The organism is Acinetobacter sp. YH12045 (assembly GCF_013419925.1).
Taxonomy (GTDB): Bacteria; Pseudomonadota; Gammaproteobacteria; order Pseudomonadales; family Moraxellaceae; genus Acinetobacter; species Acinetobacter amyesii.
Genome location: NZ_VOZE01000003.1, coordinates 23,123 through 49,410, shown reverse-complemented (window position 1 = coordinate 49,410; position 26,288 = coordinate 23,123). Strand labels below are relative to the sequence as shown.

The following is a 26,288-nucleotide window of genomic DNA, read 5'->3' as shown; positions in this document are numbered from 1 at the left end:
CTCGGATCAATTGATCAGAATAAGCATAAATGCGCGAACTGATTCTCGTAAATAACCAGATATAGTTATTTTGTCAAAAAAATTAAGTCACTGTTGAGAATGCGTAAAAAAAGCCCTAAAAATAGGGCTTTTATTTATATATCGTTACAACAAATTTTCCTTAGAGACGCTTACGTTTTGCTGCCACAATTTGTGATTGACGCATACGGAAGCCTGCTTTTTGCTGTTCAGTAGTTTTGTCGATACAGTATTTGCATGATACGCCGTGTTCGTAGCTCGGAAGTTCAACTTCAGCAGGAGCCAGTGGCCAACCGCATGCGTGACATTTGATATTTTCGCCTTCTTCCATACCGTGAGTGACAGCAGTACGACCGTCAAATACGAAACATTCACCTTCCCACATGCTTTCTTCAACAGGGGTTTCTTCTAAATATTTTAAGATACCGCCTTTAAGGTGATAAACCTCATTAAAGCCTTCTTGAAGTAAAAGTGAGGTTGATTTTTCACAGCGAATACCGCCTGTACAGAACATGGCAATTTTCTTATCTTTATGCTGCTCAAGCTCTTTTTTCACGTATTCAGGGAATTCACGGAAAGTCTCAGTTTTCGGGTCAATCGCACCCTTAAATGTACCTGCTTTGTACTCATAGTCGTTACGTGTATCAATTAGGATTACGTCATCACGTGTAATTAGTTCATTCCATTCTTTAGGATCAAGATAGTGACCGACTAAATCACGTGGTTTCACTTCCACACCTAAAGTCACGATTTCTTTTTTCAGTTTGATCTTCATTTTACGGAATGGTTTATCCGTACTATGCGATTCTTTGTATTCCATCGCATTGAAGCCTTCATTGAGAAGGAATTGATGGATGATATCTACAGATTTACGGTCACCGGCAACAGTACCGTTAATACCTTCACCTGCCACAATTAGAGTACCGCAAAGGTTGATGGTTTTTACCAAGTCTAAAAGACGTTGTTGAAGATCGGCAGGATCTTGAACTTCTTTGAATTGATAAAGTGCGGCAACAACCCAACCAGAGGTCGCTTGCTGTTCTACAGGTGCAAGCTGTTCTACAGTAGCGTTCATGGAGTACTCCAAATGAATAAACAGGATAAAAATTAAGGCGCACATTCTACCGTGATTTGGATGAATAAGCGAGTAAAGCGATGGCTTTTAACCACACATTTGATCATAACTTCATTTCAGTAGTTTTAGCGTGTATAGTCATGCCGAGTTGTTTTTATCCCATAAATATTGATTGAATGGAGCCGGTTTTGAGTACTGATCGTCGAATTGCCTCGTTAACCCCATGTGCAGGGCGTTGTTCTACGGTATTTGGTGATTCAGTCTGTCGTGGTTGCCGCCGCTTTAACCATGAAGTCATAAAATGGAATACCTATACAGCAGAGCAACACACGGCCATTTGGTGTCGTTTAGATGCACAATTAGATCAAATTTTAATACCGATGTTGCCGCAAGCAGATATCATCCATGTCGAAGGCTTTGTCTTGTCTAAGCGAGTTCGCTTACGTCCAGATGCAAGTAAAGGCCGTAAACTGTATCACGCACTCAAGCTCTGCGAAAAAAACCGTCATTTCACAGATGAAAGTGGACTCGGGATACATTACAAACAGGTGCGACCGTTGTGGGATGAATTTGAGCGTCGTGTTTTAGCACTCGCCACAGCCAGCTATGATTTGGCATTTTTAAGAGCAGATGCCATTCGCTTGCATTTATTGCAAAACATGGATGAAGAGGACTAAGTCCTCTTTTTTTATTTATGAAATTTATCGTGATGTAAAAAAATAAGTGAAGGAATCTCAGCGTGAATTATTCGGAGTACTTTTTATATTGTGTTGCAGTCATCGTGATGATTGCAACACCTGGACCTGTGATGCTGTTGGTCGCAAGTGCAGGTTTACAAGGCGGCTATAAAAAGGCATTTCAAACCATTGTCGGGACGAATTTTGCTTCACTGATTTTGATTGTGCTGTCAGTGTGTATTTTAAAAGGCATTTTAAATGTTAATGCGGATTGGCTCGATGGCATCAAAATACTGGGTTGTTTATATATTGCTTATATTGGTTTTGATATTTTAAAAGAAGTAACTATACAGCCCACTGCACAATCTCTGCAGTTAAAAGCAGCACAAGGGGGCTTTAAGAAAGGATTGATCGTGGGAATTTCAAATCCTAAGGATATTATTTTTTTCGCATCATTTTTTCCGCAGTTTGTAGGAATTACTCCTCATCTTAATCTGAGTTTAATTGTGTTGACCCTGAGTTGGATCGTTTTAGATTTCGCAACTTTGTCTTTGGTGTATTTGTCTTTTCATCGATTGTCGAAATCACGCTGGTATAAAAAATTGTTGGCACTGTGTGGGCTGATTTTAGTGGTAGTTGCTATCTACGGGATCTATAGCATATTCACGGTTTAATTCTTAACTTGAAATGTGCAGTAAAAAATAAAAAAGGCTGATTCAATCAGCCTTTTTATGAATGTGTAGAGCTTTAATTAATTCGCACTAGAGATTGTGCTGTAAACGATATTGCACAATCTCTTCAATGGTGAGTACAGTCAAATTATGGGTTTGTGCATACGCTAAAACTTGTACGCCATTGGCCATTGTGCCGTCTGGGTTGGTTAATTCACACAAAACACCTGCAGGTTTTAAACCGGCCAGACGTGCCAAATCAATAGTCCCTTCAGTATGTCCACGACGGGTCAATACGCCGCCTTCACGCGCACGTAAAGGAAAAACATGACCCGGACGGTTTAAGTCACTAGCCACAGCACCATCTTTAATTGCGGCTTTGACTGTAGTTGTTCGGTCTTTTGCTGAAACGCCAGTAGTAACACCTTCCGCAGCTTCAATGGTGACAGTAAAGGCAGTTTTAAAATGGCTAGAGTTATCAGACACCATGGGTGGAAGTTCTAAATGATTGGCTTGAGCATCGGTTAAACACAGGCAGACAATTCCTGAACCGTCACGAATCATACGTGCCATGGTTTCTACAGTGAGTGTTTCTGCAGCAACAATCAGGTCGGCTTCATTTTCACGGTCAAAATCGTCCATGACTAAAACAGGCTTGCCTTGACGAATGTCTTCTAAGGCTTGCAGCATGCGCTGTTCTGCAGGTGGAAGGGCAGAAAAGAAAATTTCGGGTTGAATTAAACTAGACATTGAAACGCTCGCGTAAATTTTAGATACGGTTGAACATTTCAGGACATGTGAAATAGTGGCGTTACGATATATATTGAAAATGATCAATGATATAGAGATGTGACGTCGTCTTCTTTCATCCGGACTATACCGTCGGCTCAGGTATTGCACCTGATCTGCGAATCGAGTTTAAACGATTGGCTCGTGGGCTTTTTGCAGGGCGTTCAACCCAGCAAATTTACCACCGGTGGGGAATTACACCCCGCCCTGAAGCGATGTGAAATGATTATAGACCTGTTCTAGGCTGAATAGGATGTTAATACTCGGAATCTTTTGCAAAATTTTAGATAAGTAAAGTTATAAGATTGGATTTGTAAGCATTTATATAAAGTGTGTCAAAGCATGCTATCGTGCCGATAAATCAACCATGATTGCATAATGATAAAAAATGACCGCTCCTCAGCATTCTCAGCAGCAGAATATAAAGCTGCATCGTTCACAGTTAGATCAAGAGTTTTCAACAGATCTGTTCCAAGATGTACAGGTCATTCGGTATCTGCAAGTGATTGGTGTTGCACTGATAGCTGCCAGTTTCGTGTATTTGATCGCGGCAAACTGGTTGATGTTGCCAAAATTCATTCAATTGGCAATTCCAATGTTGCTGTTGCTGCTGAGTGCTGTGACGAGTGTATATGTTGTAAGTCGTGTTTGGATTCAGCAAAGTTTAGATGCTTTAAGTGCTTTGTTGCTCGGATTGAGTTTGGCTGTGATTGGGCAGGTCTATCAAACAGGTGCAGACAGTTATCTGTTATTTTTAGTCTGGGCTTTGCTGCTTTTACCTTGGTTATATCGATCGAATATCGGAGTCTTTGCGTTACTGTGTTTGATCAGTCAATTGGCATTATTTTTATATTTTAAACAAAGCTATTTAATCGTTGATCATTCATGGTGGTATTTACTTTGCATGAATATATTGACGGCAATTTGTGTGACGTTTTGTTTGAAATATTATGCTGCGCTGCGCTTTGTATTTATTGCATTCATTACACTAATGTCGATGTATTGCATGTTTTTATACTGTGGAAATGGGGTAGAGCAGTATCAATGGCAATATTTAATTTTTGCATTGTTGCTTCCAATTTATCTGATTATCTATTTTTATCGACAACATCGTGCATTAGAAACCAGTTTACAAGCTGCAGGTCTCGCCGCGAGTTTCAGTATTTTGATTTTCCAATGGGCAGAACATATTTTATCTGACTCGAGTGCAGGATTGTTGGTTTTTGCCTTGCTGATATTTGCTTGGTTTGCGGTGATCAGTTGGGCACTGATGAAATTTCTGCCACAGACTAAATTTGCGGTTATTCCTTTAGCTATTGGGGCATGGTTGGCAGGCATTATTTTATCGAGCTTATTGCTGACCTATTGGAAAGCGTTTTCGATCGTCATGGGCTTAGTTTTTGTGGCTGTGGCTTGGTGGTTGATTCGAAGTGCTAAAAGTATCTTTAGTCGCCAATTTGCTTACTGCTTATGGGTATGTGGCCAATCTGCGGTCTTCATTCATACAGAGAGCTTAACCAATAGCATTTCGTTTATTTTAGTGCTGCAAATTGGCGTTATATTGCTCTGTTTATTTAGTCGAATGCATTGGTTTATTGTTTTTATTCAACTCATTGCAGGATACGGCCTTGCAGTGGTCACACTATTTGATGCCGATCTTTTTATGAGCGATGAACATGTCATCTTAGCTGTGACTGGATTGAATTATATTCTACTGATTTTCTTGCTCGGGAGTGCAACAGCTTGGTTGCACTCGATGTATCGAAAAAGTGTTGTGTTATGGATGTTATGCATCGTATTAGCGGGTGTGGTATTGCAAACTTTGTCAAATAACGTTCTACAGTTTGAACAGACCCAACATGGCGTTCTTGACCTGTTTATCGTTTATCTACTGCCTGTGGTTTGGCTTGGCCTTTACATCGCAAATCAGAAAAAACAGGCGGGGAGCGAAAAATGGCCGTTACTGCTATTGGGCCTTGTACTCATTGCGATGGGTTATTTTGAAATTTTCTTGTTATTGGTTTTATTGGCATGGGCGCAGGTTTATCAGCAATCTTTGGTTAAAGCCCTTTGCATCGTGTTGATCATTTTTAGCTTATGGATGCTGTATTACAATTTAGGTCTGAGTTTTTTATTAAAAAGTTTAACGATTTTGATCTCTGGTCTTTTGCTGCTTGGCATTACCAAGATGTTATCTACGATACAGCTTAAACAAGGGGGAGATGTGTGATGAACATACTCAATAAAAAAATACTTCCTATTGGTTTGGCTGTACTCAGTATTCTTTTATTTGTGCTGATGATTGCACGTCATGAATGGCATCTGGCAAACAGTCAGAGTATTTATGTAAAGCTGCAACCTGTCGATCCGCGCTCTTTAATTCAAGGGGATTATATGGCCTTGAATTATCAGCTCTATTTTGGTGGTCAGCCATCAAAAGAGCAATCTGCCAATGGGCAGGCTGCCAAAGCAAATACAGAAGAAAATGTACACCGTGACTATTTTGTCGATCAAAAAAGTATTGTGAGTTATGTGCAGCTTGATGCACAGCGTAGAGTGATTCGAACCAGTTTCAACCCAGAGTTATTAACGCAGTATTCAGGTTCATCCACAAAACTGGTGCTCAAAAATCCTGACAATAGATTTGAGGGTTTATATCCCGCTGCGAGCAGCTTTTTATTTGCTGAAGGCTTGGAGTCGTGCTATCGCGATGCGCAATATGCAGAGCTAAAGGTACAAGAAAATGGTCAGCCTTTGTTGGTGGGTTTGGTCGGAGAGCATTTACAGCCCTTTGATTGTAAACAAAACCAAGCATGGTGGAAGGGCCCGAGAGCAGGGGAGATAAGTTGAGCTGTTGAGTTATATGTAGTGATATGCGTCTAATACTGAATTTTTGCAGTCAATAATGCATAGTTCAGCCATAAAAAAGCCCGCAAATTTTGCGGGCTTTTTAGAATCTTTAAATGCTTGAATTAAGCGACTTGAACTGGAATACAGTTCGCTGTGTGGTTCACCGTGTTGTTTGGGTTCGCGTAGACTAAGCGTGGCTTATGTGCATTTGCTTCAGCTTCTGTGAAATCACCAAAAGTTGCGATAATCAACAAGTCGCCAATATCTGCTTGGTGAGCAGCACCGCCATTTACAGAGATAATGCCAGAACCTTCTTCACCACGAATGGCATAAGTGGTAAAACGCTTACCATTAGTCACGTTCCACATATGAATTTCTTCATACTCACGGATACCGGCTAAATCTAGAAGAATACCGTCAATTGCACAAGAACCTTCATAATGTAATTCTGCTTGTGTAACGACGCAACGGTGGATTTTAGCTTTTAATAAACGAGATAGCATGGCTAGCGTCTCCTTGGTAGACCTAAGATCGTATCTTATGGTGGAACAATCTCTTGAATGCTGGGTGAGCAGTCAAATGCAAGCGCATTTTGCTCTGAAATCATTCAGATGGCAATAAGTATTGTTCAACAATTTGTGGAATTGTCAGTTCTATTTGTAAGCGTTGATCTGGTTCATGGCTTGCTGAATCTCACCACTTACCAACAATTTAGTACGGGATAAGGCATGTGCAATAGCATCATCCATTAAGCCTTGTTCGCTACTTGGTGCTTTACCTAAGACATGGCCAGAGACACGTTCTTTAGAACCAGGATGACCAATACCAATACGTAAACGATGGAAATTTGGACCAATATGCGGGACGATATCGCGTAAACCATTATGACCACCATGACCACCGCCAGTTTTCAGGCGAATGACACCAGGGTTCATATCAAGTTCATCGTGTGCGATAAGCATTGCTTCGGGAGCAATTTGATAGAATTTGGCGAAGGGAACAACACTTTGACCAGAGAGGTTCATAAAGGTTGTAGGTAACAGCAGACGAACGTCTTGACCTTCGATATTACCACGACCACTGATGCCTTTATATTTAGGATCAGCTTTGAGTTGGATGCCATATTGTTCTGCAAGGCGTTCTACAAACCAGAAGCCTGCATTATGGCGGGTTTGGGCATACTCAGAACCTGGGTTACCCAAACCAACAATCAGTGAAAGTTTACTCACTCATTTACACCATTTGACACTTATGCGCGTTTGAAGTCAGCGTGCATAGGAGTGTTTTTAGCTGGGTGACGTTGTAAAGCTTGGATTTTAACGCTTTCAGCTTTACCGTCGATGTTGATTTCAACAACTTCTTCAAAGAAAGCGTTGTTTTCTAAAGCTTTAACAAGTTCGCGAAGCTCTAAAGTAACTGCTACAGGTTCAGCTGCACCACCGTAGATGATTGCTGGTACTTTATTTTGAAGACGAAGGCGGCGGCTCGAACCTTTCCCTTGTACTGCTTCTTCACGTGCTACTGCATTTAATACGAAGTTTGCCATGATAGACATTCCTATTTAAGTTTAATTGACTAGACCTTCGACCAGTCTAGTGATAGAAAGCCCCACCAAAAGGCAGGGCTTTTAAATTTAGCGCTATATTATAGATAAGAATCGAACATTGCGCTAATAGATTCTTCGTTGTTAATACGACGAATTGTTTCAGCAACCATACTTGCAACTGAAACTTGGCGAATCTTACCAAGAGCTTGAGCTTCTTCTGAAAGCGGAATGGTGTCTGTTACAACCAATTCGTCAATCACAGAGTTTTTCAAGTTTTCTAAAGCTTTACCAGAAAGTACTGGGTGAGTTGCGTAAGCAACAACTTTGCGAGCACCAAAAGTTTTTAGTGCGTCAGCAGCTTTACACAATGTACCTGCTGTATCCACCATATCATCAACGATGACACAGTCACGGCCTTTAACGTCACCGATCAAGTGCATTACTTGAGATTCATTCGCTTTTTGACGGCGTTTGTCGATGATCGCAAGATCGATATCACCCATTTGCTTAGCAACAGCACGCGCACGTACTACACCACCAACGTCAGGAGAAACAACCATTAAGTTGTCGTGTGACTGTTGACGAAGATCTGCTAAAAGCGCAGGAGTACCGTAGATGTTGTCTACAGGAATATCGAAGAAACCTTGGATTTGGTCAGCATGAAGGTCGATCATGACAACGCGGTCAATACCAACAGTTGTGAGCATATCTGCAACAACTTTTGCTGTAATTGGCACACGGCTTGAACGTGGACGACGGTCTTGACGAGCATAACCAAAATAAGGAATGACAGCAGTGATACGACCAGCACTTGCTCGACGCAAAGCATCAGCCATAACTAAGATTTCCATAAGGTTATCGTTAGTTGGAGCACAAGTTGGTTGTACGATGAATACGTCTTTACCACGAACATTTTCAGTAATTTCGACAGCGATTTCACCGTCAGAAAATTGACCTACAGATGCAGCACCTAGAGGGATGTGAAGGTGGCTAACGACTTTTTGGGCGAATTGTGGATGTGCAGATCCACTAAAAACGACAAGATTGGGCATGAAGCACCCTTGGCGGTTGGCAAATTGGAGAATTAGATGGCAGGGGCGGCTGGATTCGAACCAACGGATGCCGAGATCAAAACCCGGTGCCTTACCACTTGGCGACGCCCCTAATGCGGCAGAACTTTAATATTTTTACGGTATTTTGTCAAGTTGAAATAACAAAGATACTGCAAATTATGCTCTGTCTTTTTTGAAGTAAATGGCAGGGGCGGCTGGATTCGAACCAACGGATGCCGAGATCAAAACCCGGTGCCTTACCACTTGGCGACGCCCCTAAATTGATGAAATAGCGAATAAAGTAAATGGCAGGGGCGGCTGGATTCGAACCAACGGATGCCGAGATCAAAACCCGGTGCCTTACCACTTGGCGACGCCCCTAATACTTTACAGCAATTACATCTACAGGTGAAAAATGATGGCAGGGGCGGCTGGATTCGAACCAACGGATGCCGAGATCAAAACCCGGTGCCTTACCACTTGGCGACGCCCCTATATCAAACCTCAAAATGACGTAATGGTGATTCTTGCAAACTGCGAACCAAGTAAGATTTACATGGTGCATTTTTCAATATGTCATCAATATTCATATTTTCAGTCACTTCAGTAAATACACAAGCACCTGTACCTGTAAGCTTTGCTGTACCGAACTGATCTAAGTACCGCATTGCTTCATCGACTTCGGGATATAAGCTTCGTGCCACAGGCTCAAAGTTATTTCCAAAATCAGATGGCGTTTCCTGATAGCCGCAAAATTTAGTGGGCTTTGAGTCTCTTGTCAACGTTTTTTGTGAAAAAAGCAGTTGAGTGCTGATAAAACAGTCAGGTTTTAACACAATGTACTGTTTTTGAGCTAAATCTATGAATGTTAAGTGTTCACCGATACCTTCTGCCCATGCATTTAGACCATGTACAAACACGGGAACATCTGCCCCAAGTTGTAAGCCGAGTTCTGCAAGTTGTTCGGTATTTAGACCACATTTCCATAGTTGATTGAGCACGATTAGGGTGGTGGCTGCATTGGATGAACCACCACCGAGCCCTGCACCCATGGGAATATTTTTTTCAATGTAGATTTTTTGTGCAGTTAGTGCTTTAGCAAACGGTTTGAGTATTTGAGCAGCACGATAAATTAAATTTTGCTCTAGATTAACGCTGTTTAAGCCCTCAATTTGAATAAAATTTTCATCAGCAGAATTTGCAAGTGGGTGAAATTCCATCCAATCCGATAAATCGATGAGCTGAAAAATCGTTTGTAATTCGTGATATCCATTAGGACGTCGGCCAGTAATGTGCAAAAACAAATTGAGTTTTGCAGGAGAAGGTACACGAATCATGGAAGTCATAGTTCAGCTTTTAGGCAAATTAACGATTTTGAATCACCATTGTAATACGATTTTCCTGACCGGATTCAAGTGCTTGTTTTAAAATTAACTTGTTCGGTACCGTCGCAGTCTCGTTATAACTGAGGTCTACGGTCCAACCATCTTCAATAATCTGTTGTGGGCGCTGCGCAGTATCGCGTTGAATTTTTGCTTGTGTGGTTGCAGGGCGCGCCTGTACCCAGTCGATGAGGTGGGTAATGGGAGCTTGCCAACCGGTAGCACGCTCGAGTAATTCTTCTGGTGTTGCTGCTTCAATCAAACCGGTTTTTGCACTATTGAGTTGAACTTGACCGGGTTTACCGCTGATTTGAGTTTTTCCAACACCTAATATGCCACTCAGTTCAATGTCATATTCATTGCGGTCTTGAACCCAAGTAAAAAAAGCACTTCCTGACTGTTTTGGCGTGCGCACACCAATCTTACCTTGTAAGTTGAATTGATTTGCAGCGACCTCTTCAGGGCTAGGTTGAGCGGGTGTTTTAACATATTGCTGACAACCGGTGAAAAATAAAGCGCAGCAGGTCAGGGCAGATACCCCAAATTTTGAAGATACTTGCATAAAGTCTTTTTAACTCTTTTTCATGGGTTGGGGTAACAATAACGAATGTAGTTGCTCTAATTGCGGATCATTCGGATGTTTTTGTTGGAGTTGTTGTAACAATGCGTCAAATTTATTCATATCACCTTGCATGAAGACTGATCGTGCGTAGCGAATGCCAATTTTTAAACTATTACTCAGTTCATACGCTTTGGCCAAAACAGATGCAGATGTACTAAAATCATTTTGCAAATAACAAATATAACCGAACGTATCTAAAATTGAGGCTTGCTCAGGAGCATATTCTAAGGCATGTTCGACGTATTTTCGGGCTTCATCTAAGCGTCTATTTTGTACCGCCAAGGTATAGGCATATGCATTTAAATAGGTCGGGCTATTGGGTTCAATTTCAAGTAATTGTTTTAGTAATTGGTCGAGTCTATCTTTATCTTGATGGGCGTCGAGCAGAAGAACTTCGGCATAAATGAGCTCAGGATCTTCGGGCAAGTTTTTTACCGCTTCATCAAGCAAACGGACTGCTGCTTTTTTATTGTTCATGCGTTTTAAAATATCTGCCTGAGCAAGATATAAGAAACTGGCATGTTGAGGATAATTAACCCGCTCTTGGGTTAAAAAGCGCAGTGCATCATGCAGCTTATTTTGCTGGCTAAAAATGCTGATCATATTGCGCCGTGAAACTGTATAAAGACTGCCATCAACAAGGCGATAATAGGCTTTTGCCGTTTCATAATGCTGTTTGCGTTCAGCATTTACTGCGAGATAGTAATACGCTTCATTTTGGTATTTGCTCGAATAACGTAACTCCACCAAATACTTTTCGGCTTTTTCATAAAGCTCTAAGTCAATACTGGTCAAACCTGCCATAAATAGCGGTTCTTCAGCAGATGGCCATTTCTTTAGTATATCTTCGAGTTTTTCTAGACCTAATTCTGACTGATTGATTTTAATTAAATATTTTGCTTCTGCTAAGCGAACTTCCATATTTTTGCGGTGTTTACGGCTGGATTTTTCGAACCATTTTAAGGTTTCTTCTTCATCGCCTAACGACATAAGTAAATTGGCTTTCATTAAGATATAGCCAGTCACTTTCGGGCGTTTTTTCAGTGCTAAATTAATGGTGTCTAAGGCATCAGCAAAGGCACCATTTTGAGCTTGTAAACCTGCGACTAAGACCAAAATAGAAGGGTTGGTTTTTTCCTTGCTAGCGGTCAGTGCTTGAATCAGATAAGCGCGATCTTCCTCTGATTCAGGGGAAATACCCGCCAAAATTTGTTCTAAATCTGCATTTGGGTCAATGGTTAAAATTTTATCAAGTGTTTCGGCAGCAAGCTCATATTCATGGGCTTTCAAAGCAATATGTGATAAATAAAATAATGCTGGTACATCTTCAGGTTCTTGCACAACCCAATGTGTAGCAATATCTAAGGCTGCTTGTAAATCATTTTGCTCAATAGCAACGTTTAAAGCACGCTGTTTGACCATGGTGGATTTACTTTTGATTGCAAGCACGGTGTAATTATGAAGCGCGGTTGGGATGTCGTTATAAGCTAAGGCAAATTCTGCAATCATACTTTGTTTAATTGCATCATATCCTGAATTTGCATGGTAAACTTCTCCCACGGCCCGAATTGGGGCAGTAGAAGCCATGCTACCAACAAGTAAGAATGTGGTAGAATACTGCTTTATTGTCTGGCCGTTCAGTCGGCTATTTGTTAGACGCAATTTTTCTTGATCCAAGTAATGCTTTTTATGACGCCGATAATGCACAATAGCATAAATTTAGCGAAATGATGATCTGATATGTCTTTCTTTGCATTGGGTGTCAACCATCAAACCGCCTCTGTAGAACTGCGCGAACAGATTGCATTTAACCCTGAAAAGTTAACAGCGCTGCTTGAACAGCAAAGCCATGCACCTGAACTCAATGACATGGTGGTGGTATCTACATGTAATCGTACTGAAGTCTATGCGATGTCTGAAAATGCAGACATGGTATTGAATTGGCTTGCCCAATCAAATGGTATTGATGTAAAGCAATTGTCAAATCATGTGTATCGTTATGAAAATGCACAGGCGGTGACACACCTCATGCGTGTGGCTAGCGGTTTGGATTCGCTCATGCTTGGTGAGCCTCAAATCTTAGGTCAAGTTAAGACGGCTTTGTCCTTAGCCAAAGATGCCGAAACTGTCTCCCCAAATTTAAACCGTATTTTTGAATATGCCTTTTATGCGGCAAAACGAGTGCGTTCTGAAACAGCCGTAGGAAGTCATGCAGTGTCGATGGGCTATGCCGTTGCTCAGCTAGCTTTACAGGTTTTTAGTCAGCCTGAAAAATTGACGGTCATGATTGTTGCTGCTGGTGAAATGAATAGCTTGGTTGCAAAGCATTTGGCCGAAATGGGTGTGGGCAGAATTATTATCTGTAACCGTACACGTGCCCGTGCCGAAGCTTTATCCCAAGAGATTGCTCATCGTGTAGAAGTTGAAATAATTGATTTTGCAGATTTGGCAGACAATTTACATCGCGCAGATGTAATTTCAAGTTGTACCGGAAGCTTACATCAAGTGATTTATTTTGCGGATGTTAAAGCAGCACTGAAAAAACGTCGTTATAAACAAATGCTGTTGGTTGATTTGGCTGTACCACGAGATATTGAAGCCAAAGTTGAAAGTTTAGATGGTGTTTATTTATATGGTGTCGATGATCTGCAAACAGTCATAGAAGAAAACTTGGCTCAGCGTCGTCAGGCGGCAGTTGAAGCCGAAGTGATGGTTAATCAGCTTGCGACAGATTTAATCACACAGCAAAAAGTGAATTTGGCTGGCTCGACAATTCATGCATACCGTGAACATGGGGAGTCATTGCGTCAAGAAGAGCTGGCTTTGGCCTTGAATCGTCTACAAAAGGGCGAAGATGCTGCGAAGATTATGCAAGAAATGTCACATCGTTTAACCCAAAAGCTGTTGCATCCAACCTCTATCGTGCTGCGCAATGCTGCGATGGCGGAAGATCCGGCTTATTTTGAAATGTTAGAACAAGATTTAGTAAATGTGGCTGAAAATCGCCGTAAACCAAAGAAATAAATAAAGCTATTCATTGAATAACGGTCATTCACAGTTTGAACTTGAAATTAAAACTTAATCTTCAAGGAGCGTGAGTGATCTTTTTTTATCAATATCATAAATACGTTGTTTTAAATTACGCATTTCTGCAAGGCTAGAAAACTTATTCGACTTGATCTTGAGTTGTAAGAATTGATATTGCAATTTTGTCGATAAATCTGCTGCAAGTTTATCTGCCTGTTCAGGTGATGACGTATAATCGCTGATATTGGCATGCTCTAAAATATGTTGTAATTCATGATGATGAGCTGCACAAGCACCGAGTACATAATAGGTCGATAACTCTGGGTCATCAGGCAATTCATCAAAAATCATATTGAAAATATTTAACACATGATAAAGCAAGAGATCTTGTGAAACTAAGGCGCGTAAAGGCTCAAAATGAATGTAAAGATAAGGATGATTGATCAAAATCGCAATCACATATTCTTCAGCATCAATTTTTGTACTAAAGCTCAGAGACGCATCATTATTGACTTGAGGCTGCCACTTTCGGCTGAACCCTAATTTTTCACGGAAATATTGTTGTAGCAAATAACGATATGAACCACCTTTCGGCAACAGTTCAGTGAGCTGTCTGAGTTCACCCATCACCTGACTTTTACCTTCAGGTGAACTGACATCATGATTTTGCGTTAAATGTGCAAAAACAAATTCAGAAAGAAGCGGTGAGGTGTGCAGTAACCGTCGAAAATTTTCAATACCTTCACGACGGATCAATGAATCTGGGTCATGGTCATTCGGCAATACAAAGAATTTAAGTTCACGTCCATCATTCAGTAATGGCAGTGCAATTTCGAGCGTACGTCGAGCTGCTTTTTGACCTGCGGCATCTCCATCAAATGCAATGGTAATACGGCTATTTTGCTTAAATAAAATGTTTAAATGTTCAGTATTACTGGCTGTCCCTAAAGTCGCTACAGCGCCATGAATGCCATATTGCTGTAGGGCAATCACATCCATGTAGCCTTCGACCATTAACCAGTCTTGTGCTTTTTGTTTACGGCCTTCATATAAACCATAAAGTAACTGGTTTTTATGGAAAACTTCAGAGTCTGGAGAGTTGATGTATTTTGGTTTGATTTCATCATTTAAGGCACGACCACCAAAACCGACCACACGACCTTTCGCATCTCGAATCGGGAAAATCACCCGCTCGCGCAGTAGGTCAAAGTCACGACCACTGTCACTGGTTCGAATCAAACCGAGAAGTTTGAGTCCTTCGATATCTTGTGGAAAGGCTTTTTCCAGATGTTGCCAATCTTCGGGAGCATAGCCTAAACGCCAATAGGCAATGGTGTCTGCACTGAGACCCCGTTGTTTAAAATAAGCTTGACCAATTGGACTGAGCGGCAGTTGTTGCTCATAAAACTGTGCGACATTTTCCAGCAAGTCATATAAGTTTCCGTCTTGCGGCACATCTTCAAAACCACTTGTAACTTGGTCAAAGTGAGCAAAGGGATCGTTCCCATAAAAGGCATCTTCGTTATTTTGAAACTCAGCAAATGGGTCGTGTTCGAAATTTACTGCAGCAGGATTTGTATCGGTTTCGCCTGTTTTGGGTGGCAGAGCTTTTGCTTCGATTGGAGGTTTTTGTACAGGTTTGGGTTTAGATTCGCGTTTATATTTGAGTTTATTAGAATCGTTATTGTCTTTCGGTAGTTCAATCCCTGTTTGGCTTGATAAATCCTTCATCACTTCGATGAAGTTACGGCTACCAATATCCATTAAAAAACGGATGGCATTACCATTGGCCTGACAACCAAAGCAGTGAAAATATTGTTTATCACGATAGACATGGAAAGATGGCGATTTTTCCTGATGGAATGGGCAGCATCCTGAGTAGGTGCGTCCAGTCTTTTTCAATTTCACAAATTGACCAATCACATCGACAATATCGGTGCGATCTAAAATTTGATCAATTGTATGTTGAGGAATGGCCATGCTGTTTTATCTGTCTATCTATTGAATTTGGGCAGTTCGTGAAATATGTTGAAATCAGCAATGCTGTAAGTTCAGGTGGAGATGCAGTACAGCATCGTCCATCGAACTATTGTATACCTTTTAATCTAACCGAATCTGTAGATCCTGAAAAGATAAAAGGGCAAGTATTCTAACTTGCCCTTTGTGAAAAATCGACCTTCGTTGCGACTATATTATTCAGCTTATTCTGACGACTCAGTTTTTTCGCTATGAGGACGATCCAATAAGCCAAAGCTTAAACGATTGGTTAAACTGCGTTTTTCTTCATCGGTTTCAACTACGTCTGTAGAGGTTTGCTCAGACATCGTCTGTGCTTCTTTACCGAAAATACCCAAAGTTGCACGGTTAAGGAAGCTGCCTTCACTACGTGCAGCACGCATATTGACCGTACCGTCTGACTTCACAAGTTTTGGATAGTTCAGTTTAAGTACTTCAATGTATTGCTGAGACGTGGTTTTATCACCAAGTTTGTCGTAACCATAGGCTACAGTCGCTAGAGCTTCTGGAACTTGCGGTGCTTGCGGATAATGTTCGATCACCCAAAGTGAACGTTCAACAGCAGCTAACCATGCTTTACGCTTCACATTAAAACGCGCCGCATTCATTTCGCTTTCAGCCAATTCTTGACTGATGAACTTCATACGTTGTGCGGCATCGACTGCATATTCGCTCGATGGATAGCGACGGATAAAGTCGACAAAGTTTTGATAAGCCACTTTGAGATAGCTCACATCACGATGCGATTGCTTTAAAGAAGTATAGCGAAGCAAACCATTGTAGTTTTGCTCCATGTTTGAAACACCACGCACGTAGTACGCATAATCAACTTGCGGATGTTGTGGGTTCATACGAATAAAACGGTCTGCAAGAGCAATCGCACCTTCATAGTCTTTTTGCTGAAACTTTACATACAATAGTTCAAGTTGTGCTTGCTGCGCATAGTTACCTGTAGGGTAGTAGGTCTCTAGAGCTTCAAGGTGTTTTGCTGCATCTGTATATTGGTTACGTTCAAGCGCTTTTTGTGCTTTTTCGATATAAATCTGTTCGCTTGATTGTGGACCTGTGTCGACCACTTCTTTCTTTGGATTACTGCTACAGCCTACCATTGCCGATGCAATGCCTATTGTTAGAGCAAGCATTGTCATTTTATATTTTGGTAGCGACATAAAAATTCCTCTGTTAATACGGGCAATGAGCTACAATTGAACTATTAAACCACTTTTGTCTGAATGAGCAAATGAGTCAAGCACAATCTTCCAATTCTAATTTCCCTGAAACTGATTTCAATTTACTTGAAGATTCTGAGGATGCAGATAACCATACTTCAGACTCAACTGCAACACGTTTATCGTTGCAATTTCAATTGGATGAAAGCTATTTAGGACAACGTATTGATCAGGTTTCAGCACTGGTTTGGACTGATTTTTCTCGTGAAAAGCTAAAACAGTGGCTCAAAGAGGGCCATTTGTTGGTCAATGGTAACACTGTGAAACCAAAGTACAAATGCGAAGGCACAGAGTTACTGACTTTAGACGTCGAGTTAGAAGCACAAACCCGTAGCTTACCTGAAGATATTCCACTTAATATTGTCTATGAAGATGACGATATTATGGTGATTAATAAACCTGTCGGTATGGTTGTTCATCCAGGCGCTGGAAACAGTACAGGCACATTGGTGAATGCAATTTTGCATCACTACCCAAAATCTTCAGAGTTGACCCGTGCAGGTTTGGTGCATCGTATCGATAAAGATACCTCAGGTCTGTTGGTGGTTGCGAAAAACCTCGAATCCCAATTTTCTTTAAGTAAACAATTGGCGAAGAAATCGGTTTACCGTATTTACGATTTGATTGTATATGGCAACATTATTGCCGGCGGTACAGTCGATGAACCAATTAAACGTCATCCTGTCGATCGCATTAAAATGGCTGTCTTGCCGGGCGGTAAAGATGCAGTGACTCACTATAATGTGAAAGAACGTTTCCAAAACTTTACCCGCGTTCAAGCACGTCTAGAAACGGGTCGTACCCATCAAATTCGTGTGCATTTTACTTATATCGGTCATGGTCTTGTGGGCGATCAAGTGTATGTACCACGTGTACGTATGCCTGCAGGCGCGTCGATGTTATTAGATGACACTTTACGTGGCTTTAAACGTCAAGCCTTACATGCGGTTAAATTGGGTCTCGTTCATCCACGTACAGGTGAAGACATGATGTTTGAAGCACCATGGCCTGAAGACTTTAACCAATTGGTTGAAGTTTTACGTAGCGAAAACAAAGCGTATTAAGTTTTAAACTGATTTACACGCCATAGATATAAAAGGACGGCAACATGCAATTTGTTCAGGGACTTCCACAGGGTGTTTTTGTGGGACAAACTCGAGTTCATCATGATCAGACGCAACCCGCTGAACAACCTGAACTGGCAGGATTTAATCTGGCATTGCATGTAGGAGATGATGCAGCGCGTGTGCAAAAGCACCGGATGCAATTGCTCAAAGACTTTGCTAAATATGGCGTGAATAAAATCAGCTGGATGAACCAAACGCACAGTACGCTATGCCATCGCATTGATGAACAGATCAACTTTGTTGCACCCGAAGGCGATGGTATGGTCACGCAGTCTAAACATCATGCCCTGATGATGATGACCGCAGACTGCTTACCCGTGGTTTTGGGTAATGCTGACGGGACAGAAGTTGCCAATCTGCATGCAGGTTGGAAGGGCTTGGCTAATGGTATTGTGGAAAACACCATTGCAGCCATGCACACTCAGCCAACATGGGCTTGGTTGGGGGCAGCCATTTGTCAAGAGAGTTTTGAAATTGGCGCAGAAGTCAAAGCTGCCTTTTGTTCCAAATATCCAGAACTTGAAAGTGCATTTAAAGCTGGTGTAAAGGAAGGCAAATATTATGCTGATCTTTATGCGATAGCGCGTTATATTCTTGCATTACATGGGGTTAAAGCTGTAACCGGTGGCGACCAATGTACCTTTTTGCAAACTGAAGAATATTTTTCATATCGCCGAGAAGCGAAAACAGGACGTATGGCAACATTCGTCTTTATGCTTTGAAAATGCTAAACTTGACTGAATCTATCGACTTTTAAATGTTATGTCTTTGACTGCTAAATCTCTTGCTGTTGTTTACCACAGTCCCTATGGGCACACTGCCAAAGTGGCGAATTTCATTGTACAAGGTGCAGAAAAAGCCGGTGTAAAAGTTCATCTCATGAATGTAGAGCATGTGGATTGGGATGAATTGGACAGTGCAGATGCCATCGTTTTTGGATGCCCAACCTATATGGGCAGTATGAGTGCGGCAATGAAATTATTCATGGAGCAATCATCTAAACGCTGGTTAGCACGGACATGGCAAGGCAAGTTAGCCGCTGGTTTTACCAATGGTGGCGGCTTAAGTGGAGATAAATTGGCAGTATTGCAGCAAATCAATTTATTCGCCATGCAGCACGGCATGTTGTGGAGCGGTCTTCCATTGATGCCAACTGGACGAAGCACAACAGATTTAAATCGGATGTCGAGCTTTTTAGGTTTAATGACACAATCGGATAATGCGCCTGTTGAAGTCACGCCACCTGCGGGTGATTTAGAAACCGCTATTTGGTTTGGTGAATATCTGGGACTGTTGTTAAATAAAGTTAATTAATTTGTAAATAAATCGTTTGAACTATCATTTATAAATCTTTGAAAACACTAGTGATGGAAATATTACTGGGGTTTTTATTGGCCTAAAATTCGTGAAAATTGGCATTTTGTATAATTGAGTTGTGATGCGTGTCACAAATTGCCATTCATTTACGCCAACGCTATTGATTTAATCTTCTCATAAATTTCACTCGGGATGAGTGACGAATATTAAAAAGGATTAAATAATCGTGAAAAAAACAATAGTCGCAATGGCATTGACCTTATGTGTTTCTGACGTTGTTTTTGCAGCAGAAGGATTGGTGGGATTAGCCGATGAAGAATTGTCTGCCATCAATGGTGCTGCATTGATGAATATGTCCTATACCGATCCTATTTTGGTCAACCAACAAATGGTCGATGAAAATATTGGTTTTTACAAACTCAGTTTAGATGCCGTCATGGATCTAAATGTCAATGTCAAAAGTTTGCAACTCGGCTGTGGTGGGGTAAATGGGTCAAATGGCTGTGATATTGATATTCGTCATCTGGCGTTGAGTGGTAATGCAACGTCGACCGATGCCAATGGTAATCCCGTCTTTAATGGTGATCGAGCGTCAACAAGTGCCGAACTGAAAAATCCGTTTATTGAATTTGCAATTAAAAACCCAAAACAAGCGGCTTTACGTGAAGTTAAAGGCTTCCGTGTCAGTGCTGAATCAATTACAGGTTTATTGACCACAGGTATTCAAAACACGGGTGCGCCGACAGATGGGATTAAGTCACTGAGCGGTTATATGAAAATTGCACCGACTACAGGGATAGCAAAGACCCAAGCAGCGATTTTTGGTGATAGCAGCAGTGAGACTTTATCCGGTAACTTGGTGATTAATACGATTTGGAACAATGATCGTAGCTTTGTCAGCCAACCTGAAAATAGTAAGGGTTTAAAAATTCCTTCAATGAATGTGCCATTTACCGTCCCTGAAATTACCATCAACGGAAAACGACAAACTCAAGCCGTTGCCAAAAATATCAGTGCGACTGTACCGTCGATTCAACTCAACCGTGATAGTGGTAGTTTGCAGGTCAAACTTGACCGTAATTTGTTATGGGTAGAAGGGGCGCAGTTCTTTATGGATTCGGGTTCATCAATTGATGGTTTGAAAATGAACATTACCTTTGAGCAAGCCTTAAATATGATTCATAACATTCCACTAAATGGCACAGCCGGTTATTTATCGCTTCAATCTCAAGATATTAGTTGGCCAGATGCCAATGCCGATGATATTGCACGTACAGGTTGGTGGATGTCATTTAAAGACCCGATCAATATTGGCAAATTGAATCCAACATCTGAAGTGGATATCTCAGGCGTCTTGCCACAAGTTGCTCAAAAAGTATCGCAAATTTTAACCAATGAACCAATTTATATTCCGTTAGGTTCTGCTGTTGGTGCAGCATTTGGTCTGCCAATTTATAAAAATGTAGGTTCAATTAACCTCAGTAATGCAGGTGCGGCCAATTTAACTTTAAAAAATCAGGTCTTGGGGAATCAGGAAGTTCGGACTAACTGTTTTGGTGGGTTGAAATTCTGCTAAATCTGCAATTTAAAAATAAAAAAACCTCCAAGATGGAGGTTTTTTTATTGAACTTATTTATGAAAAATACGGGCTTTATCGCGCTGCCAATCACGGTCTTTTTCCGTTGCACGCTTGTCGTGAAGCTGTTTACCTTTTACTAGGGCAATTTCAAGTTTGGCATGAGGACCTTTCCAGTAACATGCCAAAGGCACACATGAATAACCTTTTTGGTTAATTGCACCTTGTAGTTTTTCAATTTCACGGCGGTTCAGCAATAATTTACGAGTACGTGTTGCTTCAGGCACTACATGTGTCGAAGCACTCAGTAAAGGTTGCACTTGAGCGCCGAATAAAAATGCTTCACCATTTTTAAACGTAATATAGCTCTCTACGATAGTCATACGACCCGCACGCATTGATTTGACTTCCCAGCCTTGTAATGAAAGACCCGCTTCAAATTTTTCTTCAATGAAATAATCGTGACGCGCACGCTTATTTAGGGCAATCGTACTGCTACTATTTTTTTTAACTACTGCTTTCGTCATAATCAAAAACTTCCAAACTTAGCACTATTGTACCCGAACTTTGAATAAGATGAAGTTTTTAAATTTACAAGCTGACTTCACCTATAAATCAAGATTTTGTTAAAATACCCGTCTACAAAATAACAGAGTACAACTGGATGTCTAAAACTCGTGTAATTTATCCGGGCACATTCGATCCAATTACTAATGGTCATATCGACTTAGTGACACGTGCATCACGCATGTTTGACGAAGTTGTCGTGGCAATTGCAATTGGACATCACAAAAACCCTGTGTTTAGTCTGGAAGAACGTGTTGCACTAGCGCAAGAGTCTTTAAGTCATTTGTCAAATGTTGAGTTTGTAGGTTTTGATGGGCTGTTGGTCAACTTCTTTAACGAGCAAAAAGCAACAGCCGTGTTACGTGGTTTACGTGCAGTTTCAGATTTTGAATATGAATTTCAATTGGCAAATATGAATCGCCGTTTGGACAGTAAATTTGAAGCCGTGTTCTTAACCCCATCAGAGCAATATTCGTTTATTTCATCTACGCTCGTGCGTGAAATTGCACGTTTAAATGGTGATGTCACTCAGTTTGTACCACAAGCTGTTGTGGAAGCCTTTAAGCGTAAACAACAGCAAGGTTGGTAGAGTGTCTTTATATATCACTGATGAATGCATCAACTGCGATGTCTGTGAACCTGTATGCCCCAATGAGGCGATTTTCATGGGGGAACTCATTTATGAGATTAACCCTGATTTGTGTACGGAATGCGTTGGGCATCACGATAAACCGCAGTGTCAGTTGTTCTGTCCGGTGGACTGTATTCCATTGGATCCGGCACATCCTGAAACTCAGGAACAGCTTCAACAAAAGTACGAAAAACTAACTGCTCAAAAAACATCAAGCAATTAGTTCTCAGATTTGTTAGAATGCGCCCCGAAGTGAACCAGACGATCGCTGCTGTGTATAGGTCTCCGTGACTAAAGCAGGGGAGGAAAGTCCGGGCTTCATAGGGCAAGGTGCCAGGTAACGCCTGGGCGGCGTGAGCCGACGGAAAGTGCAGCAGAGAGTAGACCGCCTTCATTATGGTTTTGAGCAATCGAAATCGGAGGTAAGGGTGAAAGGGTGCGGTAAGAGCGCACCGCGTGTCTGGTAACAGTTCACGGCATGGTAAACCCCACCGGAAGCAAGACCAAATAGGGATCCTTTAGGCATGGCCCATGCTGGATCCGGGTAGGTCGCTTGAGCGTATGAGTGATTGTACGCCTAGAGGAATGATCGTCCTCGACAGAACCCGGCTTATCGGTTCACTTCAACAAATTTTGATCAAATACGCGCATTATGGGCTTGACGATATTTAAATATACCTCCATAATGCGCGCACAGTTTAAGGCTATGTAGCTCAGTTGGTTAGAGCACCGCACTCATAATGCGGGGGTCACAAGTTCAAGTCTCGTCATAGCCACCATATTCAAAAAAGACCACTCCGATTGAGTGGTCTTTTTTTATGTCTAAATCTTCCAAATTTAAAAAATTAACGATAAACAAAACGACGCATGCCTGCACGTAAGGCAAATGCGCCATGCATATATACGCCGCCGAGCCAATACGGCACATTGTAAATATCTTCATAGCGATATTTAACTAAAGCAAACTCAGCCAATAGTCCTTCAAAGAACGTGCCGCCAATGGCAAGCATAATGGCTAATATCAGTAGCCATGTACGCTCATAGCTAAATAACCAGCGAATAAAAAAGCTAATATAGAAAATCCAGCACAATGCTTCAGGGTGGAAGTTACCAAAACCACTGAGTATGTAGACAATCGCAAAGAGTACTAAAGCCTCAACTAATGGAGCTGTACCATCGTGATGGCAACTGAGCTGAGTCATTACATAGTGTTTAAGTCGTTGTGTAAGTTGAATATAGCTAAATGCCATGAAAGCAAAGGCAATAAAAAAGCCAGGGAATACCCACCAAGCTTGATGGAAAAATAATGGGTTGGGATAACTAAGCGTCTGGGTATAGACATGAATCGCATCGCAAAAAGTTGCGACGACTGCTGCCAGCAGGGCAAGTATAAATATGCCTGAGAATTGAGTGGTTCTCGTCATCATTCATCCTGAAAAGTAGTGATCTTTTTATTTTGTGAGTTCTTTATAGAATGAATTTGGAGAAAAGGCTATGACAAGTTACGAGATGCTCATGTGTTAAATGTTAATTTATAGCGCTACTGCTATACTCAATACATAGTTAACTTTATGAATATAAATAGAAATGATAGATAACCAATTAAACTGGCCTAAAGATAATTTTGAGAATATTGAAACTGCATGGGAAGGTGATCTTTGGGATCGCCGTCGTTTAGGGGAGCAACTTACAAATTACGTCGATCGTTTAAACTGCGGTGCTGTTCTTGCTTTGGATGCACGATGGGGTGAAGGCAAAACGTGGTTTGTTCGTCACTGGGCGAAACATTTAGATGATTCTCAGCATAACGTGATTTACCTAGATGCTTTTGCTAATGATTATTTGGATGATCCTTTTTTGGTAATTGCATCTGAAATTGCTTCAAAGTTAGATAAAACAGCCGAAAATAAGCCCTTAGTGCATAAATTTAAGAAAGCAACGGCAGTTATGCAGCAAGGACTTTTAACTCTAGCTCCAACACTTATTGCTTCAATGATTAGCTGTGCATTAACGGGTGGGATTATTCCACTTATTAAAATTGATAGTGAGCAAATCACAGATAAACTTGATGATGCAATTGATAAAGTGACTGAAAATATTGGAGAAAAAGTTACAGAAGCAATTCAAGCTAAGATTGATAGCTATGAAGAGGAAAAACAATCTTTGCAGGCTTTTAAAAGTACATTAACTGAGTTAGCTGCAAGTTTAGAAAATCCCTTAGTTTTTATTATTGATGAGTTGGATCGTTGTCGTCCTGATTTTGCGATACGATTAATTGAAAGGGTTAAACATTTCTTTGATATTCCTAAAATTGTTTTTGTTTTGGTGATGAATAAGCCACAATTATCACAGTCAGTTCAGAATTTTTATGGTTATGAAGCAGAGATAACAGCTGATTATTTTGAAAAATTTATAGATTTAACAATTAAATTTCCAAATTTGGAACCTTATATTAACTATGAAAATGTATTGAAGGAAGAACTTTATAGAATTGGTGAGATGGAGCATAAAGAAGCTTTAAATGAATTCTTTTTTTTGGTATTAGCATTACAAAATTATAAAAACTTCAACTCACGTGAATTAAAAAGAAAAATTAATCAATATGCTATTTTGAAAACTAATGATTTTAGAAAAAACCTAATATTAATTGCGTTTGTATTTGGTGTGGAATTTTCAAAAGATTTGAAAATATTTCGTTTAGTTTTAAGTAAGTTAGTTGAAAAATTTAATTTGTCTTTTAGTGACAGTAAATTTCTTGGAAATATTATTATCAGTAAACTACGAACTGAATATTTCATTGATGAATTTCATATAGGAAATTTATATAATAAACAAGTAACATTGAATGAAAAATATGTATCAGTGGGACAACAAGATGCCAAAGAATTGTATATGCTGGAAACTTATACTCCCTTTGCTATCCAGAAATTAAAACACTCCGATGATTTTATAATTGATTGGAAAAACTATGTTGAATCGGGATTTAATCTAGATATTTGATTAATGTATCAACATCATCCGTCTGCAATTTTTCCCGCATCTTTAAAAACTGCTTTTCATCTAAGTCATAGAGCTTAAGGGAAAGCAGTTTTTTGATATCTTCTTCAGAAAAGCGATATTTAATAATTTGAGCAGGCACGCCGCCTACAACAGCATAAGGTGGTACATCTTTAGTTACCACAGCGCCTGTAGCCACCACAGCACCTTCACCGAGTGTAACGCCTTGCATAATCATGGCGCGTGAGCCGATCCAGCAGCCATCACCAATGATTGTATCACCCGCAGGGACAAAACTCCGTGTATCAAACGGAAAGGCTGAAATCCAGTCTGTTCGGTGGAGTTGGTTACCGCCCATCATAATCACGCATTCTGCGCCAAAGCAGACAAAATTACCGATATGTAGCTGGTCTATCGGCTTCTCTGGGGTCGCAGGTTTGTCGTGCAAATAACGCACCACACAGCGCTCAAAACCCTGATCCCAATATGCAGAATAATATGAATAATTACCTTTGATGTGAATATTAGGGTTCTTCACTGTTTTAGAGATGAACTCAAACTCACACCAATGTTTGACAGGTGAATTAATCAATTTTTCAGACATAACTGGGATACAAAAATAGGGAATGTGCCATTATACCGAATAGATCTTTACGCTGGTGAACAATCCAATTCCACAAATGAACTGATGGCAAAACTAAGTTTTTAGGTGGTTTTAGATTGTTGAGGAATACGGGCAATGACCTTAATTTCAAAATCAAAACCCGCCAGCCAATTCACACCAATCGCTGTCCAGTTCGGATAAGGCTTTTGGGTAAATACCTGATTTTTGACTTTCATAATGCTTTCAAATTGCTGTTCAGGATCAGTATGAAAGGTGGTGACATCAACGATATCATCAAAAGTACAACCAGCAGCTGCCAATGTTGCAGCCAGGTTTTCAAAAGCCCGTTCTACCTGTTTCTCAAAATCAGGTTCAGGAGAACCATCCTCACGGCTACCAACCTGACCTGATACAAAGAGTAAATCTTCCGATTTGATGGCAGCCGAGTAACCATGCTGTTCATACAAAGCATGCCGATCTTGGGGAAATATTGCAGTTCTTGTCATGACTATTCT

The 26,288-nt window shown here is 40.8% G+C and carries 27 protein-coding genes, 5 tRNA genes, 1 other RNA gene and 1 riboswitch; of the genes, 14 read left to right on the top strand and 19 right to left on the bottom strand.

The window, feature by feature from the left end; translation table 11 throughout:
- Nucleotides 1-160 precede the first annotated feature (160 nt).
- Entirely contained in the window at nt 161-1,093 is a 933-nt protein-coding gene (locus tag FTU02_RS05280) for a rhodanese-related sulfurtransferase (protein WP_111885306.1), read from the bottom strand.
- A 188-nt stretch (nt 1,094-1,281) separates the two neighbouring features.
- Between FTU02_RS05280 and FTU02_RS05275 the strand changes: the two genes are divergently transcribed.
- Together FTU02_RS05275 and FTU02_RS05270 are read left to right on the top strand one after the other, a co-directional pair.
- Nucleotides 1,282-1,770 (top strand): DUF1289 domain-containing protein, encoded by a 489-nt coding sequence (locus FTU02_RS05275; RefSeq protein ID WP_168378110.1) that lies wholly within the window; start codon nt 1,282-1,284, stop codon nt 1,768-1,770.
- 62 nt (nt 1,771-1,832) lie between these two features.
- On the top strand, nt 1,833-2,444 hold the full coding sequence (locus FTU02_RS05270) for a LysE family translocator (protein ID WP_180156178.1): 612 nt from the start codon (nt 1,833-1,835) through the stop codon (nt 2,442-2,444).
- Nucleotides 2,445-2,531: 87 nt separating this feature from the next.
- On the opposite strand, the gene ribB is transcribed toward FTU02_RS05270, so the two are convergent.
- Entirely contained in the window at nt 2,532-3,191 is a 660-nt protein-coding gene (ribB, locus tag FTU02_RS05265) for a 3,4-dihydroxy-2-butanone-4-phosphate synthase (RefSeq protein WP_180156175.1), read from the bottom strand.
- Nucleotides 3,192-3,294: 103 nt separating this feature from the next.
- Nucleotides 3,295-3,448, bottom strand: a riboswitch (FMN riboswitch).
- Nucleotides 3,449-3,618: 170 nt separating this feature from the next.
- Here ribB and FTU02_RS05260 point away from each other — a divergent pair.
- Nucleotides 3,619-5,460, top strand: coding sequence for a DUF2157 domain-containing protein (locus FTU02_RS05260; protein WP_180156172.1), 1,842 nt, complete (start codon nt 3,619-3,621; stop codon nt 5,458-5,460).
- The gene (locus tag FTU02_RS05255) at nt 5,460-6,080 is read left to right on the top strand and encodes a GDYXXLXY domain-containing protein (RefSeq protein WP_180156171.1); all 621 of its coding nucleotides are present in this window, start codon (nt 5,460-5,462) and stop codon (nt 6,078-6,080) included. Before FTU02_RS05260 ends, FTU02_RS05255 begins: the two co-directional genes overlap by 1 nt.
- Nucleotides 6,081-6,202: 122 nt before the next feature.
- On the opposite strand, the gene panD is transcribed toward FTU02_RS05255, so the two are convergent.
- The 11 genes from panD to FTU02_RS05200 all read right to left on the bottom strand — a co-directional run bounded on the left by panD (nt 6,203) and on the right by FTU02_RS05200 (nt 12,344).
- The gene (gene panD / locus FTU02_RS05250; RefSeq protein WP_078191363.1) at nt 6,203-6,583 is read right to left on the bottom strand and encodes an aspartate 1-decarboxylase; all 381 of its coding nucleotides are present in this window, start codon (nt 6,581-6,583) and stop codon (nt 6,203-6,205) included.
- 150 nt (nt 6,584-6,733) lie between these two features.
- The gene (gene pth, locus FTU02_RS05245) at nt 6,734-7,309 is read right to left on the bottom strand and encodes an aminoacyl-tRNA hydrolase (protein ID WP_168378106.1); all 576 of its coding nucleotides are present in this window, start codon (nt 7,307-7,309) and stop codon (nt 6,734-6,736) included.
- Nucleotides 7,310-7,329: 20 nt separating this feature from the next.
- Complete coding sequence (gene rplY, locus FTU02_RS05240) at nt 7,330-7,626, bottom strand: 50S ribosomal protein L25 (protein WP_078192179.1); 297 nt, start codon at nt 7,624-7,626, stop codon at nt 7,330-7,332.
- Nucleotides 7,627-7,724: 98 nt separating this feature from the next.
- On the bottom strand, nt 7,725-8,678 hold the full coding sequence (locus tag FTU02_RS05235) for a ribose-phosphate pyrophosphokinase (RefSeq protein ID WP_078191360.1): 954 nt from the start codon (nt 8,676-8,678) through the stop codon (nt 7,725-7,727).
- 37 nt (nt 8,679-8,715) lie between these two features.
- Nucleotides 8,716-8,790 (bottom strand) — tRNA-Gln (locus FTU02_RS05230).
- 91 nt (nt 8,791-8,881) lie between these two features.
- Nucleotides 8,882-8,956: transfer RNA gene (locus FTU02_RS05225), tRNA-Gln, on the bottom strand.
- Between the two features lie 28 nt (nt 8,957-8,984).
- Nucleotides 8,985-9,059: transfer RNA gene (locus FTU02_RS05220), tRNA-Gln, on the bottom strand.
- Between the two features lie 38 nt (nt 9,060-9,097).
- A tRNA-Gln gene (locus FTU02_RS05215) sits at nt 9,098-9,172 on the bottom strand.
- A 3-nt stretch (nt 9,173-9,175) separates the two neighbouring features.
- A complete protein-coding gene (gene ispE / locus FTU02_RS05210; protein ID WP_180089155.1) occupies nt 9,176-10,015 on the bottom strand; it encodes a 4-(cytidine 5'-diphospho)-2-C-methyl-D-erythritol kinase in 840 nt (279 codons plus the stop codon).
- 28 nt (nt 10,016-10,043) lie between these two features.
- Nucleotides 10,044-10,622 carry a lipoprotein insertase outer membrane protein LolB gene (gene lolB, locus FTU02_RS05205; protein WP_180156169.1) on the bottom strand — a complete coding sequence of 193 codons (579 nt, stop codon included), beginning with the start codon at nt 10,620-10,622 and terminating at the stop codon, nt 10,044-10,046.
- Nucleotides 10,623-10,631: 9 nt separating this feature from the next.
- Complete coding sequence (locus FTU02_RS05200; protein WP_180156167.1) at nt 10,632-12,344, bottom strand: hypothetical protein; 1,713 nt, start codon at nt 12,342-12,344, stop codon at nt 10,632-10,634.
- A gap of 78 nt (nt 12,345-12,422) precedes the next feature.
- Here FTU02_RS05200 and hemA point away from each other — a divergent pair, with 78 nt between their 5' ends.
- The gene (gene hemA / locus FTU02_RS05195; RefSeq protein WP_180083775.1) at nt 12,423-13,706 is read left to right on the top strand and encodes a glutamyl-tRNA reductase; all 1,284 of its coding nucleotides are present in this window, start codon (nt 12,423-12,425) and stop codon (nt 13,704-13,706) included.
- Between the two features lie 54 nt (nt 13,707-13,760).
- Here hemA and FTU02_RS05190 read toward each other — a convergent pair whose 3' ends face one another.
- Complete coding sequence (locus FTU02_RS05190) at nt 13,761-15,689, bottom strand: DNA primase (protein ID WP_180156165.1); 1,929 nt, start codon at nt 15,687-15,689, stop codon at nt 13,761-13,763.
- A gap of 221 nt (nt 15,690-15,910) precedes the next feature.
- The gene (locus FTU02_RS05185; RefSeq protein WP_180065829.1) at nt 15,911-16,894 is read right to left on the bottom strand and encodes an outer membrane protein assembly factor BamD; all 984 of its coding nucleotides are present in this window, start codon (nt 16,892-16,894) and stop codon (nt 15,911-15,913) included.
- Between the two features lie 71 nt (nt 16,895-16,965).
- Here FTU02_RS05185 and rluD point away from each other — a divergent pair, with 71 nt between their 5' ends.
- The 4 genes from rluD to FTU02_RS05165 all read left to right on the top strand — a co-directional run bounded on the left by rluD (nt 16,966) and on the right by FTU02_RS05165 (nt 20,974).
- A complete protein-coding gene (gene rluD / locus FTU02_RS05180; RefSeq protein ID WP_078191355.1) occupies nt 16,966-18,018 on the top strand; it encodes a 23S rRNA pseudouridine(1911/1915/1917) synthase RluD in 1,053 nt (350 codons plus the stop codon).
- Between the two features lie 44 nt (nt 18,019-18,062).
- On the top strand, nt 18,063-18,803 hold the full coding sequence (gene pgeF / locus FTU02_RS05175) for a peptidoglycan editing factor PgeF (protein WP_180117823.1): 741 nt from the start codon (nt 18,063-18,065) through the stop codon (nt 18,801-18,803).
- Between the two features lie 40 nt (nt 18,804-18,843).
- Nucleotides 18,844-19,395 carry a flavodoxin family protein gene (locus FTU02_RS05170; RefSeq protein ID WP_078192171.1) on the top strand — a complete coding sequence of 184 codons (552 nt, stop codon included), beginning with the start codon at nt 18,844-18,846 and terminating at the stop codon, nt 19,393-19,395.
- A gap of 229 nt (nt 19,396-19,624) precedes the next feature.
- Nucleotides 19,625-20,974, top strand: coding sequence for a hypothetical protein (locus FTU02_RS05165; protein WP_249708367.1), 1,350 nt, complete (start codon nt 19,625-19,627; stop codon nt 20,972-20,974).
- Between the two features lie 53 nt (nt 20,975-21,027).
- Here the strand turns inward: FTU02_RS05165 and smpB are convergent, their stop codons facing one another.
- Entirely contained in the window at nt 21,028-21,501 is a 474-nt protein-coding gene (gene smpB, locus FTU02_RS05160) for an SsrA-binding protein SmpB (RefSeq protein ID WP_078191351.1), read from the bottom strand.
- A gap of 137 nt (nt 21,502-21,638) precedes the next feature.
- Between smpB and coaD the strand changes: the two genes are divergently transcribed.
- The 4 genes from coaD (at nt 21,639) to FTU02_RS05140 (ending at nt 22,951) form a co-directional block, all read left to right on the top strand.
- Nucleotides 21,639-22,130: a pantetheine-phosphate adenylyltransferase gene (gene coaD, locus FTU02_RS05155; protein WP_078191350.1), complete on the top strand. Its 492-nt coding sequence runs from the start codon at nt 21,639-21,641 to the stop codon at nt 22,128-22,130.
- A gap of 1 nt (nt 22,131) precedes the next feature.
- A complete protein-coding gene (locus FTU02_RS05150; protein ID WP_078191349.1) occupies nt 22,132-22,395 on the top strand; it encodes a YfhL family 4Fe-4S dicluster ferredoxin in 264 nt (87 codons plus the stop codon).
- Nucleotides 22,396-22,421: 26 nt separating this feature from the next.
- An RNA gene (gene rnpB, locus FTU02_RS05145) (RNase P RNA component class A) lies at nt 22,422-22,801 on the top strand.
- Nucleotides 22,802-22,874: 73 nt separating this feature from the next.
- Nucleotides 22,875-22,951 (top strand) — tRNA-Met (locus FTU02_RS05140).
- 66 nt (nt 22,952-23,017) lie between these two features.
- On the opposite strand, the gene FTU02_RS05135 is transcribed toward FTU02_RS05140, so the two are convergent.
- Nucleotides 23,018-23,596 (bottom strand): hypothetical protein, encoded by a 579-nt coding sequence (locus tag FTU02_RS05135; protein ID WP_180083784.1) that lies wholly within the window; start codon nt 23,594-23,596, stop codon nt 23,018-23,020.
- Between the two features lie 163 nt (nt 23,597-23,759).
- On the opposite strand from FTU02_RS05135, the gene FTU02_RS05130 reads away from it, so the two are divergent.
- Nucleotides 23,760-25,172 carry a P-loop NTPase fold protein gene (locus tag FTU02_RS05130; RefSeq protein ID WP_180156163.1) on the top strand — a complete coding sequence of 471 codons (1,413 nt, stop codon included), beginning with the start codon at nt 23,760-23,762 and terminating at the stop codon, nt 25,170-25,172.
- Here the strand turns inward: FTU02_RS05130 and FTU02_RS05125 are convergent.
- Both FTU02_RS05125 and FTU02_RS05120 read right to left on the bottom strand, forming a co-directional pair.
- A complete protein-coding gene (locus FTU02_RS05125; protein ID WP_180156161.1) occupies nt 25,156-25,773 on the bottom strand; it encodes a CatB-related O-acetyltransferase in 618 nt (205 codons plus the stop codon). The two genes, FTU02_RS05130 and FTU02_RS05125, sit on opposite strands and share 17 nt — an antisense overlap.
- Before the next feature lie 101 nt (nt 25,774-25,874).
- The gene (locus FTU02_RS05120; protein ID WP_078192166.1) at nt 25,875-26,279 is read right to left on the bottom strand and encodes a RidA family protein; all 405 of its coding nucleotides are present in this window, start codon (nt 26,277-26,279) and stop codon (nt 25,875-25,877) included.
- Nucleotides 26,280-26,288 lie beyond the last annotated feature (9 nt).